Origin of the sequence: Rhizobium sp. L43, from assembly GCF_002531725.1 — a bacterium.
In the GTDB taxonomy this organism is placed as follows: domain Bacteria; phylum Pseudomonadota; class Alphaproteobacteria; order Rhizobiales; family Rhizobiaceae; genus Rhizobium.
In genome coordinates this window covers 229185-245119 of the sequence record NZ_NWSQ01000004.1, presented here as the reverse complement: position 1 = coordinate 245119, position 15935 = coordinate 229185, and the positions used below count along the sequence as shown (strand labels likewise).

Sequence of the window (15935 nt, the reverse complement as noted above, 5' to 3'; positions counted from 1 at the left end):
GCTGACATCAAAGCCCTGCTAAGCGGAAGCCATTCGCATCCGTTCCATGGGGATATTATGAAGAACGTCCTTTTTGCTTCCGTATCACTTTTCATCCTGGCCGCGACTTCTGCTTCGGCTGACCAGCAGCAGTTTGCGGCCAAGCTCGCCGGCCAGGCGATTCTGCCTGCCAACACCATGGTTCCGGCACCGGCCGATGCTCCCGAATTTCTCAAGCATTCCGGCAAGTTCACGACGGCCGACCGCAAGCGCACCGAAGCGCTCGGCACCGTTCCCGGCAAGGACGGCGCCCGCATCACCGACCTGAAGCTCCCCTTCGACGGCCAGCCGGTCCAGGGCTTCTCGGGCATCAAGACGATGGCCGACGGCACTTTCTGGACGTTAACGGACAACGGTTTCGGCTCGAAGGCCAACTCTTCGGACGCCATGCTTTTCCTGCACCAGATGAAATTCGACTGGGCCGGCAACAAGGCCGAGATCGTCAAGAACCTGTTCCTTTCCGATCCGAACAAGATGGCTCCGTTCCCGATCGTCCTCGAAGGCACGGATACGCGCTACCTCACCGGCGCCGATTTCGACATCGAATCGATCCAGCCGGTTGCCGACGGCTTCTGGCTCGGCGACGAATTCGGCCCCTACATCCTGAAAGTCGACACGCAAGGCCGCCTGACGGACGTCATCCCGACGACGCTCGACGGCAAGCCGGTGCTTTCGCCCGACAATCCGCTGATCCAGCTTCCGGGCAACCCGGCCGCGAAGATGCCGGTCTTCAACCTGAAGCGCTCCGGCGGCTTCGAAGGCCTCGCCATGTCGAAGGACGGCTCCAAACTCTACGGCCTGCTCGAAGGCGCCCTTTATAAGGACGACGGCACAATGGAGACGGTCGATGGCCACACCGCCGTCCGCGTCATCGAATTCGACGTCGCCGCCAAGAAGTGGACCGGCCGCAGCTGGCTCTATCCGTTCGAAGACAAGGGCGTTTCGATCGGCGACTTCAACATGCTCGACGACACCACCGCTCTCGTCATCGAACGCGACAGCGGCGCCGGCACCAAGGACAAGGCCTGCGCCGACCCGAAGCAGCCGAAGCCGGATTGCTTCGAGGCTCCGGCCGAGCTGAAGCGCGTCTACAAGATCGAGTTCAACGACGCCAATGTCGGCAAGGCCGTCCGCAAGATCGGCTATATCGACCTGCTGAACATCCAGGACCCCGACAACAAGAAGAAGGCTGGCAGCAAGGATGGCGTCTACGACATGCCGTTCGTGACGATCGAAAACGTCGACCGCGTCGACGCCACCCACATCATCATCGGCAACGACAACAACCTGCCCTTCTCAGCCGGCCGCGCCGTCGACAAAGCCGACAATAACGAGTTCAGCCTGCTTGAGGTTGGTGAGTTTTTGAACGCGAAGTAATTCGGGGTTCTTGTCCCGAGTACGGAGGGCGGCGCGCAGGTGCCGCCCTGTTTTATTTGGTTGCGAACATCTAAGTTTTTCCCTCATTCCTGTGCTCGTCACAGGAATCCAGTGCGCCCAAGTCCTTGGGCGCGGGAGGCTCTTTAAAACCAAGTGCGTTATTCACCGCGCGGACGCGCGGTGGCTGGATTCCTGTGACGAGCACAGGAATGAGGGAGGCCGGGGATCGATGGGGGCGCACAAACGTCCGCCGTAAAGATACCTGCCCTACTCGAACCGAAACGCCAGCCGCTTGTTCGTCAGCCTCGACAGCTGCTGCAGGCGGCCGTCCAGGCGTTCACCGGCGAAATCGCGGTATTCGGGGGGGACGACGAATTCGAGGTCGAGGTCCGGGCTCGAGGATTTGCGGAAGGTCAGGTTCTTGACGATGCCGGGCATCGAGGCCGAGAAGAGGTAGACGACCCGCAGCATGCCGCCGAGCAGTTTAGCGCGCTCGATGAGCTGGGGCGTGGCGATCTGCGCCAGCGGGCCGGTGGCGCCGTCGTCGTGCAGGCCCTCGAAACGGTAGTAGTTGGTGAGCGCGATGAAGGCGCGGCCGGGATGGCTGATGCCGACGAAGGAGGAGTGGGCGATGACGTTCAGCGCCTGCAGGCCGCGATAGTCGGGATGGGCGCGCCAACTGATGTCGGCCAGCAGACAGGCGGCCTGGCGATATCGGCTTTCCTCTTCGGTTTCCTGGACGCCAAAGAGCGGCATCATCCGGCCGGTCCATTCCGCCAGTTCGCGGGCATGCTCCGGCGAACGGGCACGCAGGATCGCCAGTTCGCCGGCAGCGGCAAGCAGCGGATCGAGGCGGCGCTCGGACTCCGACAGCAGCGAATAAAGATATCCCTCGCGCACGCCCTGCGCCGAGAAGGAAATCACCGACGGCTTCATGGCGCTCAGCACTTCCTTCATGGCAACGGCGCCGAAGGGCAACAGCGAACGGCGATGCTTGGACACGGCCTGCAGCGCCGGTTCCCTGGAATCGCGGGCCGTCACCACCTGTTCGAGGAACAGCATCATCGCTTCGAGCGAGACCTCATAGCCCTGCATCATGTGCAGCGGATAATGGGTGATTTCCATGTGCAGCTTGGCGATGTTTCGCCATGTGCCGCCGACGGCGTAGAAGGTGCGGCCCTCGCCTTTCGACAGCAGTTTTGCCGTCTTCACCTGCTTGCGGGCAAAGGTGCGCGCCTTGGAAAGCGAGCCACCGGCATATTCCGACAGGCGCAGGCCGCCGAGCGGCAGGGTGATGCCCTTGCCGACTTCCTTGCCCTTGATATCGATCAGTTCCAGCGAGCCGCCGCCGAGGTCGCCGGCAATACCATCGGGATTGTAGAAGCCGCTGATGATGCCGAGCGAGGCGAATTTCGCCTCCTCTTCGCCCGAGAGCACGCGGACCTTGCGGCCGAGGATGGTTTCCGCCTGATGGATGAAATCGGGACCGTTGCTCGCCTCGCGCGCGGCGGCCGTCGCCAATACATACATGGTGGCGGCACGTGCCTGGTCGGACAGGGCCTTGAAACGATGCAGCGACGCCAAAGCCCGGCCGACGCTGTCTTCATCCATCTTGCCGGTGAGGGCTATGCCCCGGCCGAGGCCGCAGAGAACCTTTTCGTTAAAGAGGACGGTTGGCGAACGGGACATGCCTTCGTAGACGACCAGACGAATGGAATTCGATCCAATGTCGACGACGGAGACCGGGGCGATCCCCGGAAGGCGCCCCTGGGCTTCAGATTCAACCATTTAGGTCCAGTTTTACTTGTTGTTGCGGCCTTCGAGCAGGCCGGCGATCAGCTTCGGCGCACTGGACTTCAGAGCCTCACCACGGCCTGACAGGCTCGGATTGGTCATGAAATACTGCTGCGCATTGAACGGTTCCTCGCCCCTGCGCACTTCCATGCGTCGCGACGTACCGTCGGGCAATATCTCGTAGCTTTGTTGATTGTCAATCACGTTGCCGAGCATAATCTGTGACAAGACCTGCTCGTGAACGGTCGGATTCGTCAGCGGAACCATCGTTTCGACACGGCGATCGAGATTTCGCGGCATCATGTCGGCCGAACCGATGTAAACCAGCGCCTTGTCGGACGGCAGGCCGTGGCCGTTGCCGAAGCAGAAGATGCGGCTGTGTTCCAAGAAGCGGCCGACGATTGACTTGACGCGGATCTTTTCCGAAAGGCCGGGCACCTGCGGACGCAGGCAGCAGATGCCGCGCACGACGAGATCGATCTCGACGCCGGCATGGCTGGCGCGATAGAGCGCGTCGATGATGTCGGGATCGACAAGCGAATTCATCTTCATCCAGATCGCCGCCGGCGCGCCGTTCCGGGCATGCTGAATCTCTTCCTCGATGTGGCGCAGGATGCGCGGGCGCATCGTATAGGGCGAAATCGCGAGCTGCATGCCCTGTTCCGGCTCGCCGTAGCCGGTGATGAAGTTGAAGATATTCGCCATGTCGTGGGCGATGACCGGATTGCAGGTGAAATAGGACAGGTCGGTATAGATCTTCGCGGTGATCGGGTGGTAGTTGCCCGTTCCCAAGTGGCAATAGGTTCTGAGCTTGCCTTCCTCGCGGCGGACGACCATCGACATCTTGGCGTGGGTCTTGAGCTCGATGAAGCCGAAGACGACCTGCACGCCGGCACGCTCGAGATCGCGCGCCCAGCGGATGTTCGCCTCTTCGTCGAAGCGGGCCTTGAGTTCGACCAGCGCCGTCACCGACTTGCCGGCTTCGGCGGCGTCGACCAGGGCGCGGACGATCGGGCTGTCGTTGGAGGTGCGGTACAGCGTCTGCTTTATCGCCAGGACGTCAGGATCGCGCGCAGCCTGGAGAAGAAACTGGACCACCACGTCGAAGGATTCGTAGGGGTGGTGGACGACCATGTCCTTTTCGCGGATGGCGGCGAAGCAGTCGCCGGCATGTTCGCGGACGCGCTCGGGAAATCGCGCATTGTAGGGAAGAAACCGGAGATCGTCGCGCGGCGCCTTGGTGATCTCGGACAGGGTGTTCAGCGCCAAAAGGCCCGGCAGAACGGCGACGCGATTGTCGGGGATATTGAGCGCCTGAACGACGAACTGACGCAGCGAGGCCGGCATCTCCGAATCGGTCTCGATGCGGATGACCTTGCCGCGGCGGCGGCGCTTCAGCGCCGTTTCGAAGAAGCGGACGAGATCCTCGGCCTCTTCCTCGACTTCGATATCGCTGTCGCGGATGACGCGGAACGTACCGGAGCCCTGCACCTCGTAACCCGGGTAGAGCCTGTGGATGAAGATGTTGGCGACATCTTCCAGGGTGATGTAGCGGATCGTGTTTCCATCATCCGGCAGGCGGACGAAGCGGTCGAGCGCCACCGGCAGGCGCAGCAGCGCCGTCATCGGCTCGCGTCCGTTCTTGCTGACGAGCTGCAGGCCGATCGAGAAGCCGAGATTGGGAATGAAGGGGAACGGATGGGCCGGATCGATCGACAGCGGCGTCAGGACCGGGAAGATCGCCTGCTCGAACTCGGCGGCCAGCCACTGGCGGTCGGCATCGCTCAAGGCGCCGGGGCGCACGATCAGGATGTCTTCCTTGGCGAGATACTGCTGCAGCACGGCGAGCGAGGCCTGCTGCTCCATCTGCAGATGGTCGATCTCCTGCAGGATCGAATCGAGCTGCTCGGCCGGCGTCTTGCCGTCGGGGCTGCGGATGGCGATGTTCTGGCGCACCTGACCCTCGAGGCCGGCGACACGCACCATGAAGAATTCATCGAGGTTGGCGGCCGAGATTGACAGGAAGCGGACGCGCTCGAGCAGCGGATGCTCGGTATTCAGCGTTTCTTCAAGGACACGGCGATTGAACTGCAGCCAGGAGAATTCCCGGTTGATGAAGCGCTCGGGGCTCTTGAGCAGCTCTTCCAGCGGGGGAGTGTTGTCGTTGATCTCTGGAGCGAGTTCTTGATGTTCTGCGACTGCACTATCCATGGTCCGCTTACCCCGTTCTCAATCGCCACAGGCAATTATATCAGTTTGACGACGGAACTGTGACAGTCAATCGGCCGGCTCCGAATTTCCCAATTCATTCAATACTTCGGCAGCAAGAGACCGGGTGATTTTCGTGCCCCGCGATAGGGCCAGCCGGTCAAGCCTCTCGACGATCGTCTGGGCCGCGTTCAGCGACCGCTCCATCCGGTTGACGATATAGAGCACGAGTTTGTCATCTATATAAAGCTGCCGGTCGGCAAAGAGCTTGACGATCACCTGCGACAACAGCGCCTCGTCGGGTTCGCCGATCTCGACCACGGTCGCCGCTTTCAGGCGCGAGCGCAGATCGGGCAGCAAAACCGGCCACGACATCGGCCAGAGGCGGCTCGTTATCAACAGGCTGGTGCCGTTTTCGCGGACGCTGTTGATGACGTGGAAGAGCGCATTGTCATCGAAGCCGAGACGGTCGGCGTCCTCGAACAGCACGGGGCCGGCGGCGGCGGCAACCGCGGCGTCCGAGCCGAGTTCCGGATGGATGTCGACGGCGCCGCTCAACTCCCGCCAGATGCGGGCGAGATGCGATTTTCCCGAGCCGACCGGGCCGGCGAGCACAACGACCGGCGATGGCCATGCCGGCCAGGCATCGACGATCGAAACGGCGGCGGCGAGACGCTCCGAGATCAGGAGGTCGTCGCGGCCGCTGGCGGCATCGTGCGAAAAGACCAGCGGCAGCTGCTCTCCGGCCTTGCGCTTCGGATCAGCGTTCTTCACGTCATTCATTGGGAACTGATTTCGTCTTCCGGGCGGCGCGGCCACTGGATGACCCGCCAAAATAAAGATCGCTCTGAAGGTAACGCGAAAGCGCGAAACGAACAAGCACGCCGACGGCGGCGGCCGCCGGCACGGCGACCAGAAGACCGACGAAACCGAAGAGGGCGCCGAAGGCAAACAGCGCAAACATCAGCCAGACCGGATGCAGGCCGACGCTGGAGCCGACGAGTTTCGGCTGGAGGATATTGCCCTCCAGGAACTGGCCACTGAAGAAGACGACGAGCACCAGCCCGATCCAAGGATAATCCGGCCAGAACTGGACGATCGCCACGCCGACGGCGAGAACGAGGCCGACCAGCGAGCCGACATACGGAATGAAACTGATCATGCCGGCAAAGAGCCCGATCAGCAGGCCGAAATTCAGACCGACGAGAGACAGACCGGCGGCATAATAAATGCCGAGGATGAGGCAGAGCGAGCCCTGGCCGCGGATGAAGCCGGCGATCGCCTGGTCGATTTCCTTGGCGATCTGGCGGACATCGCTGATATAATCGCGCGGGATCCACTGGTCGACCTTGGCAACCATGCGATCCCAATCGAGCAGGATATAGAAAGCGACGACGGGGGTGACGACGAGCAGCGATATGACGTCGACGATCGCCTTGCCCGAGTTCCAGATCTGCGCGAAGAGCCCGGTGAGGAAACCCATGCCTTCGGAGAGGATGCCGGAGAAATTGTCCTTGATCGTGCCGGCCTGGCTCTTGATCCAATCGGGTAGCAGCGAATTCTGCGACTGGCTGATGAACTGCTGCAGCTGGCTGATATAACCCGGCAGACGCTCGGCGAAGTCGTTGAACTGGCTGATCAGCACGGGAATGAGGATCATCAGCGCCAGCGCAAAGACGATGACGAAGGCAATCAGGATGCCGACCGTCGCCATCATGCGGCTCAGACCCAGGCGCTCCAGCCGGTCGGCCACCGGATCGAGGAAATAGGCGATCGCCATGCCGGCGATGAAGGGCAGCAGGATCGAGCTGAAGACATAGAGAAAGGCGATGAAAAAGACGAGCACTGCCAGCCAGAAAAAGATCTGACGTTTGAGACTGTTGCCGCTGACTTGCTGTGGCATTGCTTCCCCGCTGATCGCTTTCCGCCGCCAAACGCCGCATCCGAACCGAAGCGGCCATTCAGCACATAGGATGCAGGCGCAAAGATGGTCAACCCTGTCGCGGCAAATCCCGGAAAGGCCGGGGGAAGACGCGGGAAATTGGGGGCTTTTGCCATGCAGCGCTTGCATAAACGCCCCTGTCATGCAATTGCGACCGGCAGATGACGCGGCGCGTCTGCCGCCTGAAATAGCCATCGGAGACCAGCATGAGCCAGTCTGGGAAAAACGGCCTGACCTACAGCGATGCGGGCGTCGATATCGATGCCGGCAACCTCCTCGTCGAGAAGATCAAACCGGCGGTGCGCTCGACCCGCCGCCCGGGCGCCGACGGCGAGATCGGCGGCTTCGGCGGGCTCTTCGACCTCAAGGCAGCAGGCTTTACCGATCCGGTTCTGGTCGCCGCCAATGACGGCGTCGGCACCAAGCTGAAGATCGCGATCGATGCCGATTATCATGACACCGTCGGCATCGACCTCGTTGCCATGTGCGTCAACGATCTCGTGGTGCAGGGCGCCGAGCCGCTGTTCTTCCTCGATTATTTCGCGACCGGCAAGCTCGATCCCGACCAGGGTGCCGCGATCGTCGGCGGCATCGCCGCCGGCTGCCGCGAGGCGGGCTGCGCGCTGATCGGCGGCGAGACGGCCGAAATGCCCGGCATGTATTCCTCCGGCGACTACGATCTGGCCGGTTTTGCCGTGGGTGCAGCCGAACGCGGCAAGCTCCTGCCATCAGGCGATATCGCCGAGGGTGACGTGATCCTCGGCCTCGCCTCCTCTGGTGTCCATTCCAACGGCTTCTCGCTGGTGCGCAAGATCGTTTCGCTCTCCGGCCTCGGCTGGGATGCACCGGCGCCATTTGCCGAAGGCAAGAAGCTCGGCGAAGCGCTGCTTGAGCCGACCCGCATCTATGTGAAGCCGCTTCTGAAGGCGATCCGCGAGACGGGCGCGCTGAAGGCGCTTGCGCATATCACCGGCGGCGGCTTCCCGGAAAATATTCCGCGCGTGCTGCCGAAGCATCTGGCGGCCGAAATCGATCTTGACGCCGTCAAGGTGCCGCCGGTGTTTTCATGGCTCGCCAGGACGGGCGGCGTCGAGGCCAAGGAAATGCTGCGCACCTTCAATTGCGGCATCGGCATGATCGTCGTCGTCGCCGAAGAGAATGTCGCCGCGGTATCGCAGGCGCTCGAAGCCGAGGGCGAAAAGGTCGTCACGCTCGGCCGGATGATCGCCCGCGACGAAGGCGCTGCCGGCACGGTTTACAAGGGCACGCTTGCCCTATGAGCACGCCGCGCAAACGCGTCGTCGTCTTCATATCCGGCGGCGGCTCCAACATGATGGCGCTGGTTGCGGCGGCGAAGTCCGCCGACTACCCGGTTGAAATCGTCGGGGTGATCTCCGACAGGCCGGATGCCGGTGGGCTCTCAAAGGCTGATGCCGAAGGCATTGCCACCTTCGCCCTCACCCGCAAGGACTATGCCAGCAAGGATGCGCATGAGGCGGCGATCTTTTCGGCGCTCGACGAGCTTTCACCCGACATTCTCTGCCTGGCGGGCTATATGCGGCTGCTGACGGCGACCTTCATCCAGCGTTATGAAGGCCGGATGCTCAACATCCACCCTTCCCTGCTGCCGCTGTTTCCCGGCCTGCACACGCATCAGCGTGCGATCGACGCCGGCATGCGGATTGCCGGCTGCACGGTGCATTTCGTCACCGAAGGCATGGACGAGGGACCGACGATCGGCCAGGCGGCCGTCCCAATTCTCTCAGGCGACACGGCCGAAAGCCTTGCCGCGCGCGTGCTCACCGTCGAACACCAGATCTATCCGCAAGCACTGCGGCTCTTTGCCGAAGGCCGCGTGACGATGGAAGGCGGCAAAGCCGTGGGCGCGGAGGCTTCGATTGCCGCGCCGAAGGGCCAGCTAATTTCGCTGATCGGCGACCGCGCTTAAGCGCATCGCCACGCGGCGCGAATGGCCGCCCCTCATCCGGCTGCCGCCACCGACCGGGGTCGAGCCACGTGTCTCGACCCGTCCTTCGGACCCCCGTGAACGGGGCGAAGGGATATGCCGCACCCTCTCAGTTCCCCATCAACCTCTCGCGGGGCAGGTCCCCTCGCCCCGTTTTACGGGGAGAGAGTTAGGGTGAGGGGCAGCCCTCTCTCTTTGTTTATGGATATCGTCGTCCCAAAACCGCAGCCTTGGGCGACATGTGTCAAGCCGCCAGCGCCCGCAGCGGATGCAGCGTGCCGTCGCTGTAGACAAAGCGGCCGGCGCGGAAGGTGGCGCGGATGCGGTTGATGTCGCCCGGCTCGACCGCCACCAGATCGGCGCGCTGGCCGATGGCGATCTCGCCGCGATCCGTAAGACCGGCGGAGCGGGCGGCGTTGCCGGTCGCCATGGCGACGGCGGCCGGGAGGCCGCCTTCCACCATGTCGGCAAGCTTGAAGATGCCGGGCACGAAGGCGGCCGGATGGTAATCGGCGGCGATGACGCTGAGCAGGCCGGCCCTGGCGGCGTCAAGCGCACTCAGATTGCCCGACATCGACTGGCCGCGCAGCGCGTTCGGCGCGCCCATCAGCGTCCAGAGGCCGCGGCGGCGTGCTTCTTCGGCCGCAGGTGCGGTGACCGGAAACTCGCTGATGGTGACGCCGAGATCATGCATCTCGGCGACCTTTTCGACACTGTCATCGTCATGCGAGGCAAGCGACAGCTTGTGCTTCAGCGACAGCGCGACGATCTCCTTCAGCTTGGCCTCGATCTCAGGATTGTTGCGCATGGCGATGCGCTTGGCGACGATCTCGGCGGCCATTTCCTCGGAGATGGCGCGGCGCTCGGAGATGCTGAGGATGTAGCTCTGCAGATTGTTGTACTGGCCCTGGCCCGGCGTGTGGTCGGTCAACGACACCATGTCGATCTGGTCGGCATTCAGCAGGCGCTCGAGGGCTGGGGCTGCGCCGACATTGGTGATTTCGTAGCGGGCGTGGACGCGGTGGTCGATCAGCAGGTCATCGCGCAAGCGGTTGATGCCTTCGATCACCGCAGACGTCGTCTCCAGCGAGCGGACGTGGCCGTAGACGCTTTCGGTCGCGAAGGAGACGGCGGCAAACGCCGTCGTGACACCGGCGGCGGCAAGCTTCTTGTCGAGTTCGTGAATACCGAAATCGATCGGCATATGCGCGTTCGGCCGCGGCGCGATCTCGCGCTCGATCATATCGCCATGCAGATCGACGAAACCGGGTATCAGCAGCCGCCCGCCGCCATCGACGGCAGCACCGGCGACCGGCTCCGGCCTGATCTCGACGATGACGCCGTCCTCAACACGCACGGCACCTTCACTCACCACCTCGTTTGGGAGAACGAGGGTGAAATTGCTGAGCCACATGGGCTTTCTCCTGACCGCATCCGATGATCGACAAAACGCAGCGGATAGAACCGCTTCGTGACAACTGCATGAAGAATTTCCAAACTTCTTACTCTTTCCGTTCCTGCTTTGCCATACTTGACCAATCAGTTGACCAAGTTTTGCCCTCACATTACATTGGAGACAAAGTGGACGGTGGCCATGACGATCAAAGTGAAAGTGGCAGAGGCAAAAACGCATCTCTCGGAGCTTCTGACAAAGGTGGAAGCAGGCGAGGATGTGGTGATATCGCGTGGCAACAACGCGATCGCCCGCATGATCAAGATCGATGACCGTCGCCAGAGGCTCGACGCCATCCGGGCACTCCGTAGCGAACGGGCAGAACGCGCCGGAGCGACCGCAGCCGAAATTCAGGCTTGGCGGCGCGAAGGCCAGCGCTGATGCCGTTCGTGGTCGATGCTTCGGTTGCGGCGGCTTGGTTGCTTGCCGATGAGGAAAGCCGGACTGCCGAAGAAGCCTTGTCGTTTCTCGAAACCGAAGATGCCTTGGTGCCCGATCTCTTCTGGCATGAGATACGCAACATCCTGTTGACCGCGGAACGGCGGAAACGCATCTCCAGCGAGGACGTGCTCGCTTGCCTCATGCGCCTCACCGGCCTGCCGCTGCGCACTGTCTCAAGCGAAGACCATCTTGCGATCTTGCGCCTAGCCGGAAAATATCAGCTATCGGCCTATGACGCCGCTTATCTGGCGCTTGCAGTCGCAGAGAACGTGTCGCTTGCGACGCTGGACGCCAGGCTGGAACGTTCCGCGTCAGCGGAAAATCTCGCCTTCGCTCCGGGTTAGAGCTTTCCCCTGTTCAACACAGCCCATTGCAGAAGCATGATCGTCTTGGCGTCGAAAATCTCCCCGGTTTCGATCATCGCGGCGGCTTCGTCGAGCGGGACTTCGAGAATTTCGATATCCTCGTGCTCCTCGTCCAGGCCGCCGCCTTCCGCCACGCGATCGGCGATGTCGATCAGGGCGACGAAGAAGTGGACGACTTCGGTGATGGCGCCCGGTGAGGGATAGCATTTGAAGAGGAAACGCGCATCGCGCAGGTCGTAACCGGTCTCCTCCATCGCCTCGCGACGGATCGCCGCTTCGGGATGATCGTCGTCGAGAAGGCCGGCCGGCACCTCGATCATCCAGGCAGGATCGCCGTTGAGGTGCACGGCGAGGCGGAACTGGCGGACGAGAACGACGAGATCGCGCTTCGGATCATAGAGCAGGATGCAGGCGGCCGGCGTGCGGTGGTAGACCTCCCGCTTCAAGCGCTGGGTCGCGCCCTTGCGGTCGATGTATTCGAGCAGATAGCTGGCGAGCCGCGTCCAGCCATTCGACAGCGTCTCCTCGCTGACGATTTTCACCCGTGTTTTCGGCTGCATCATGCTATGTCCTTGCGAAGCCAGACCTTGTTGTCGTGTATGGCCGCTCCGCCATAGGGCGCGACCGGATCGGCGCCGGTTAGCACGTTGATACCCTCACCGTCGACATGGGCTTTGTTCGGCCAGAGGCCCTCGGCAATCAGAACGCCTGATTTCACCTCCGTGGTGATACGGGCATGGATGCGCAGGTCGCCGCGGCTGTTGCCGATGCGGACGAGATCGCCATGGGCGATGCCGTTGGCTTCGGCATCAACGGGATTGATCATTACCTCGGGGCGGCCTTCCTTCTGACGCGACGTCTTGGTCTCGGCAAAGCTTGAATTCAGGAAGTTGCGCGCGGGCGATGTGGCGAGACGGAAGGGATGCTCGGGATCGGCCACTTCGATGACATCGAGCTGATCGGGAAAGGCCGGCAGTTCGGCATGCGGCCCGAGCGCGCCGATGGCGGCCGGCGGCTTGTTCGGCGCCGGCTGGTTGATCCAGTCCGGGCGGAAATGGAACTTGCCGTCGGGATGGGCGAAACCGTTCAGGAAATGGGCGTCCTCGAAAGCAGGCTGACGGTCGAACCATTTGTGTTCGAGGAAATGGTCGTAATCCGGCAGGCCGCTCGATTCGAGGATGCGGTCGACCATTTCGCGGGCGGTGAAGCCGAAGCCGGGGCGATCGGCGACACCGAGGCGTTTTGCCAGTTCCTCGATGACGAAGAGATTGGTGCGCACGGTCGGCGGCGGCTCGACCAGCTTCGGCCCCAGCAGGATGTGGTTCTGGCCGCCGGCCCGGTAGATGTCGTCATGCTCGACGAACATCGTCGCGGGAATGACGATATCGGCGATCTCAGCTGTTTCCGTCATGAACTGCTCGTGGACGGCGACGAAAAGGTCGTCGCGGGCAAAGCCGTGTCTGACGAGGCGCTGCTCGGGGGCGATGTTTGCGGGATTGGTGTTCTGGATCAGCATCGCCGTCACCGGGCCGCGATGGCGCAGCGCCACCGCATCGCCGGTCAGCACGCGGCCGATCTGCGACTGATCGAGCATGCGGATATCGGCATCCTTCATCGACCGGCCGGTCAGTTCGGCGCTGTTCATGCGGAAGATGTCGCTGTTCGAATGGAAGGCACCGCCGCCCTCATATTGCCAGGAGCCAAGAACAGTGGCGATCGAGGCGGCCGCATGCATGGCGACGGCGCCGTTGCGCTGGCGAGTGAAGCCGTAGCCCAGGCGGAAGAAGGTTTTCTTCGTCGTGCCGACGAGGCTGGCAAAGGCTTCGATCTCTTCGACCGAAAGGCCGGTGATGGCAGCGGCCCATTGCGGCGTCTTCGCTTTCAGATGCGCCTCGAGACCGGTGGGATCATCGGCATATCTCGCCATGTAGTCACGATCGGCGTAACCGTCGCGGAAGGCGATGTGCATGACGGCGCAGGCGAGTGCGGCATCGGTGCCCGGCCTGACGACCAGCGCCATGTCGGCCTGCTTCATCGTCGGATTATCGTAGATGTCGATGACGACGATCTTCGCGCCGCGCTCCTTGCGCGACTTGACGGCGTGGGTCATCACGTTGACCTGCGTCGAGACCGCGTTGGTGCCCCAGATGACGACGCAATCGGTGCGGCCCATCTCGCGCGGATCGGGACCGCGAAGCGTGCCGGTCGCCATGGTGAAGCCGGTCCAGGCGGGGTTGGTGCAGATCGAGGAGAAGAAGCCGGAGTAACGCTTGGCATGACGCAGGCGATCGATCGAATCGCGCTGCACCCAGCCCATGGTGCCGGCGTAGAAATAGGGCCAGATCGCCTCGCTGCCATCCCTTGCCTCGGCCTTCACAAAGGCTTCGGCGATCTCGTCCAGCGCATCGTCCCAGGAAATCTGCTGCCACTGCCCTGCCCCTTTGGCGCCGGCGCGGCGTAGAGGATGCATCAGGCGGTCGGGATGGTAGAGCCGCTCGGCGTAACGGGCGACCTTGGCGCAAATGACGCCTGACGTGTAGGAATGGTCGTTGGCGCCGCGCACGCGGCCGATGCGGCCATCCTCTGATATATCGACCTCCAGCGCGCAGGTGGAGGGACAGTCATGCGGACAGGCCGTGTGGCCCACCCTGTTGTCCGGCTTTTCTGATTTGGCGTGGATGGGGGTCGCAATGTTCATGGCATTTGTATATTCCAAGGCTTGCACGGCCAAAAGCCACAAAAATTCCCCATGACGCGAATTCATACGGACATCAGCAAAAATGAACTACCGCCACATCTATCACGCGGGCAACTTTGCCGATGTGCTGAAACATGTCGTGCTGACGCGGCTGATCCGCTACATGCAGAAGAAGGATGGCGGATTCCGCGTGCTCGACACGCATGCCGGCATCGGGCTCTACGACCTTTCCTCCGAAGAAGCGCAGAAAACCGGCGAATGGGTCGATGGCATCGGCAAGCTGATGGAGGCAGACCTCGGCCCTCAGGTTTCCGAACTGCTAGAGCCCTACCTCTCGGCAATCCGCGAACTCAATCCTGAGGGCGGCATCCGCTTCTATCCCGGATCGCCGAAACTTGCGCGCTTGCTGTTCCGGCCGCAGGACCGGCTGTCGGCAATGGAACTGCATCCCGAGGACTATGTCAGGCTGCACCGGTTGTTCGAGGGCGATCACCATGCCCGCATCACCGAGCTTGATGGCTGGCTGGCGCTCGGTGCGCATCTGCCGCCGAAGGAGAAGCGCGGCATCGTGCTCGTCGATCCGCCCTTCGAGGAAGAGGACGAATATCAGCGCCTGGCCGAGGGGCTGGAAAAGGCCTATCGGCGCTTTCCCGGCGGCACCTATTGCCTGTGGTATCCGCTGAAGAAGGGCGCGCCGATCAAGGAATTCCACGAGACGCTGCAGGCGCTCGACATCCCGAAAATGCTCTGCGCCGAACTCGTGGTTCGCAGCGACCGCGGCATTACCGGACTGACGGGCTCAGGCCTCGTCATCGTCAACCCACCCTTCACGCTGAAGGACGAGTTGCACCAATTGCTGCCCGCATTGAAGGACCATCTGGCGCAAGACCGTTTCGCCTCGCACCGCGCCTTCTGGCTGCGCGGCGAGACCAAGGCGGTCAAGGACGATTGACCCCGTAATCGCCTTCAGGAATAGTCCGCGCCGCAGATCCACAATCTCATCAGGTGTCCCATGAAGCTCCTTTGTTCGCCCGCCTCGCCCTATTCCAACAAGGTGCGAATGGCCGCGCATTTTCTGGAGCTGGAGCTGAACGCCATCCGGGTCGACACCAATACCGGACCGGCGATCCTGGTGGACAATAATCCGCTCGGCAAGATCCCGACGCTGCTGACCGATGACGGCGTCTCGATCTATGACAGCGTGGCGATCATGCATTATTTCGACCGGCTGACGAAGGGCGGGCTCTACCCTTCCAAGAAGGGCAAGCGCACCGATGCGGAAATCCTCGAGGCGCTCTGCGACGGCATCTGCGACTGCCTGCTGGCGATCGTCTACGAGCGGCGCTTCCGCGACGAGGAAAAGATTCACCAGCCGTGGATCGACCGGCAATGGAAGAAGGCAACGAGCGGGCTCGCTCACCTCAGCGCCAATCCGCCGAAAACAGGCAAGAAACTCAGCGGCGGGCATTTCGCGCTGGCTGCCACGCTCGATTATCTCGAACTGCGCTTCAAGGACCAGTGGGAAGCCGATCATGCGCCGCTCACCGATTGGCTGCGGCAGTTCGACAAGAAATTCCCCGCCCATAACGAGCTCAAGTCCCAGGGCTGAGCGCTGGGGAATAATGAGCGGACAGCAAAAAGCCGGGCGACGT

General features: G+C 62.3%; 14 protein-coding genes. 7 read left to right on the top strand and 7 right to left on the bottom strand.

From position 1 onward, the window contains the following. The first annotated feature begins 57 nt into the window (after positions 1–57). Positions 58–1416, top strand: coding sequence for an esterase-like activity of phytase family protein (locus CO667_RS06245; protein WP_097617566.1), 1359 nt, complete (start codon positions 58–60; stop codon positions 1414–1416). A gap of 267 nt (positions 1417–1683) precedes the next feature. Here the strand turns inward: CO667_RS06245 and ppx are convergent, their stop codons facing one another. The 4 genes from ppx to CO667_RS06225 all read right to left on the bottom strand — a co-directional run bounded on the left by ppx (position 1684) and on the right by CO667_RS06225 (position 7321). Further along, a complete protein-coding gene (gene ppx / locus CO667_RS06240) occupies positions 1684–3204 on the bottom strand; it encodes an exopolyphosphatase (RefSeq protein ID WP_097617565.1) in 1521 nt (506 codons plus the stop codon). A gap of 12 nt (positions 3205–3216) precedes the next feature. Then, a complete protein-coding gene (locus tag CO667_RS06235) occupies positions 3217–5421 on the bottom strand; it encodes an RNA degradosome polyphosphate kinase (protein WP_097617564.1) in 2205 nt (734 codons plus the stop codon). A gap of 66 nt (positions 5422–5487) precedes the next feature. Then, on the bottom strand, positions 5488–6201 hold the full coding sequence (gene hdaA, locus CO667_RS06230) for a DnaA regulatory inactivator HdaA (RefSeq protein ID WP_018241492.1): 714 nt from the start codon (positions 6199–6201) through the stop codon (positions 5488–5490). Further along, on the bottom strand, positions 6194–7321 hold the full coding sequence (locus CO667_RS06225) for an AI-2E family transporter (RefSeq protein ID WP_097617563.1): 1128 nt from the start codon (positions 7319–7321) through the stop codon (positions 6194–6196). Before CO667_RS06225 ends, hdaA begins: the two co-directional genes overlap by 8 nt. Positions 7322–7566: 245 nt before the next feature. Between CO667_RS06225 and purM the strand changes: the two genes are divergently transcribed. Both purM and purN read left to right on the top strand, forming a co-directional pair. Then, complete coding sequence (purM, locus tag CO667_RS06220) at positions 7567–8640, top strand: phosphoribosylformylglycinamidine cyclo-ligase (RefSeq protein WP_097617562.1); 1074 nt, start codon at positions 7567–7569, stop codon at positions 8638–8640. Further along, positions 8637–9308: a phosphoribosylglycinamide formyltransferase gene (gene purN, locus CO667_RS06215; RefSeq protein WP_097617561.1), complete on the top strand. Its 672-nt coding sequence runs from the start codon at positions 8637–8639 to the stop codon at positions 9306–9308. Before purM ends, purN begins: the two co-directional genes overlap by 4 nt. 262 nt (positions 9309–9570) lie before the next feature. Here the strand turns inward: purN and CO667_RS06210 are convergent, their stop codons facing one another. Further along, complete coding sequence (locus CO667_RS06210; protein ID WP_097617560.1) at positions 9571–10740, bottom strand: alpha-D-ribose 1-methylphosphonate 5-triphosphate diphosphatase; 1170 nt, start codon at positions 10738–10740, stop codon at positions 9571–9573. Positions 10741–10920: 180 nt separating this feature from the next. Between CO667_RS06210 and CO667_RS06205 the strand changes: the two genes are divergently transcribed. Both CO667_RS06205 and CO667_RS06200 read left to right on the top strand, forming a co-directional pair. Next, positions 10921–11160 carry a type II toxin-antitoxin system prevent-host-death family antitoxin gene (locus CO667_RS06205; protein ID WP_097617559.1) on the top strand — a complete coding sequence of 80 codons (240 nt, stop codon included), beginning with the start codon at positions 10921–10923 and terminating at the stop codon, positions 11158–11160. Beyond that, positions 11160–11564: a type II toxin-antitoxin system VapC family toxin gene (locus CO667_RS06200; RefSeq protein WP_097617558.1), complete on the top strand. Its 405-nt coding sequence runs from the start codon at positions 11160–11162 to the stop codon at positions 11562–11564. Before CO667_RS06205 ends, CO667_RS06200 begins: the two co-directional genes overlap by 1 nt. Here CO667_RS06200 and CO667_RS06195 read toward each other — a convergent pair. Both CO667_RS06195 and CO667_RS06190 read right to left on the bottom strand, forming a co-directional pair. Further along, positions 11561–12148 carry an NUDIX domain-containing protein gene (locus CO667_RS06195; protein ID WP_097617557.1) on the bottom strand — a complete coding sequence of 196 codons (588 nt, stop codon included), beginning with the start codon at positions 12146–12148 and terminating at the stop codon, positions 11561–11563. The genes CO667_RS06200 and CO667_RS06195 overlap by 4 nt on opposite strands. Next, positions 12145–14349 carry a molybdopterin oxidoreductase family protein gene (locus CO667_RS06190; RefSeq protein WP_097617556.1) on the bottom strand — a complete coding sequence of 735 codons (2205 nt, stop codon included), beginning with the start codon at positions 14347–14349 and terminating at the stop codon, positions 12145–12147. Before CO667_RS06190 ends, CO667_RS06195 begins: the two co-directional genes overlap by 4 nt. Before the next feature lie 16 nt (positions 14350–14365). On the opposite strand from CO667_RS06190, the gene CO667_RS06185 reads away from it, so the two are divergent. Then, on the top strand, positions 14366–15235 hold the full coding sequence (locus CO667_RS06185; protein WP_097617555.1) for a 23S rRNA (adenine(2030)-N(6))-methyltransferase RlmJ: 870 nt from the start codon (positions 14366–14368) through the stop codon (positions 15233–15235). A gap of 60 nt (positions 15236–15295) precedes the next feature. Further along, positions 15296–15892 carry a glutathione S-transferase gene (locus CO667_RS06180; protein WP_097617554.1) on the top strand — a complete coding sequence of 199 codons (597 nt, stop codon included), beginning with the start codon at positions 15296–15298 and terminating at the stop codon, positions 15890–15892. Positions 15893–15935: the final 43 nt, after the last annotated feature.

What these genes read in the sequence shown, in the direction of transcription:
- CO667_RS06245 (WP_097617566.1), top strand. Translation starts at nt 58, where the DNA reads ATGAAGAACGTCCTTTTTGCTTCCGTATCACTTTTCATCCTGGCCGCG.
- ppx (WP_097617565.1), bottom strand. Translation starts at nt 3,204, where the DNA reads ATGGTTGAATCTGAAGCCCAGGGGCGCCTTCCGGGGATCGCCCCGGTC.
- CO667_RS06235 (WP_097617564.1), bottom strand. Translation starts at nt 5,421, where the DNA reads ATGGATAGTGCAGTCGCAGAACATCAAGAACTCGCTCCAGAGATCAAC.
- hdaA (WP_018241492.1), bottom strand. Translation starts at nt 6,201, where the DNA reads ATGAATGACGTGAAGAACGCTGATCCGAAGCGCAAGGCCGGAGAGCAG.
- CO667_RS06225 (WP_097617563.1), bottom strand. Translation starts at nt 7,321, where the DNA reads ATGCCACAGCAAGTCAGCGGCAACAGTCTCAAACGTCAGATCTTTTTC.
- purM (WP_097617562.1), top strand. Translation starts at nt 7,567, where the DNA reads ATGAGCCAGTCTGGGAAAAACGGCCTGACCTACAGCGATGCGGGCGTC.
- purN (WP_097617561.1), top strand. Translation starts at nt 8,637, where the DNA reads ATGAGCACGCCGCGCAAACGCGTCGTCGTCTTCATATCCGGCGGCGGC.
- CO667_RS06210 (WP_097617560.1), bottom strand. Translation starts at nt 10,740, where the DNA reads ATGTGGCTCAGCAATTTCACCCTCGTTCTCCCAAACGAGGTGGTGAGT.
- CO667_RS06205 (WP_097617559.1), top strand. Translation starts at nt 10,921, where the DNA reads ATGACGATCAAAGTGAAAGTGGCAGAGGCAAAAACGCATCTCTCGGAG.
- CO667_RS06200 (WP_097617558.1), top strand. Translation starts at nt 11,160, where the DNA reads ATGCCGTTCGTGGTCGATGCTTCGGTTGCGGCGGCTTGGTTGCTTGCC.
- CO667_RS06195 (WP_097617557.1), bottom strand. Translation starts at nt 12,148, where the DNA reads ATGATGCAGCCGAAAACACGGGTGAAAATCGTCAGCGAGGAGACGCTG.
- CO667_RS06190 (WP_097617556.1), bottom strand. Translation starts at nt 14,349, where the DNA reads ATGAATTCGCGTCATGGGGAATTTTTGTGGCTTTTGGCCGTGCAAGCC.
- CO667_RS06185 (WP_097617555.1), top strand. Translation starts at nt 14,366, where the DNA reads ATGAACTACCGCCACATCTATCACGCGGGCAACTTTGCCGATGTGCTG.
- CO667_RS06180 (WP_097617554.1), top strand. Translation starts at nt 15,296, where the DNA reads ATGAAGCTCCTTTGTTCGCCCGCCTCGCCCTATTCCAACAAGGTGCGA.